The 626-nt window shown below is 70.3% G+C and carries 1 protein-coding gene; it reads left to right on the top strand.

What is annotated here, in order from left to right; genetic code table 11:
* Positions 1 to 13: 13 nt before the first annotated feature.
* The coding region (locus H8A95_RS43405; protein ID WP_229188502.1) for a lytic transglycosylase domain-containing protein at positions 14 to 626 on the top strand (613 nt) is incomplete at its 3' end.

The raw sequence follows: 626 nt of genomic DNA, 5'->3' as shown, positions 1-626 counted from the left end.
AAAACCCGCGGAGGTGCCGGCCGAGCCGCCTGCGCCACCGCCGGCAGGGCAGGCCTCTCCATCGGCCGAGAAACCTGCTGCGCCTCCTGCGGAGACGCCAGCGGCACCTGTCGAGAAGCCTGCGGCGCCTGCCGAGAAGCCCGCCGCGGCAACCGACAAGCCCGCGGATGACGCGCGCGAGAGCGATACCCGGGAGGCGATGTGCCTGATGATCGAGTCGGCGGCGCGGGCGAACGATCTGCCGCTCGAATTCTTCGCGCGCGTGATCTGGCAGGAGAGCCGCTTCCAGGCCGACGCGATCGGCCCGATGACCCGGAGCGGCCAGCGTGCGCAGGGCATCGCGCAGTTCATGCCGGGCACCGCAAACGAGCGCGGGTTGCTCGATCCGCTCGATCCGGTGCAGGCGCTGCCGAAGTCGGCGGAATTCCTCAGCGAGCTGCGCAACCAGTTCGGCAATCTCGGTCTCGCGGCGGCTGCCTACAATGCCGGCCCGCGCCGGATCCAGGACTGGCTCGCCGGCTCCGGGTACATGCCGCAGGAGACGCGCAATTACGTTTCCGCAATCACCGGCTCCAGCGTCGACGACTGGGCTGCGGCCGGCCGCAACGGCAAGATGCCACAGCGTG

This window comes from Bradyrhizobium oropedii, assembly GCF_020889685.1.
In the GTDB taxonomy this organism is placed as follows: Bacteria; Pseudomonadota; Alphaproteobacteria; order Rhizobiales; family Xanthobacteraceae; genus Bradyrhizobium; species Bradyrhizobium oropedii.
This window is presented reverse-complemented; position numbering and strand designations above follow the sequence as displayed.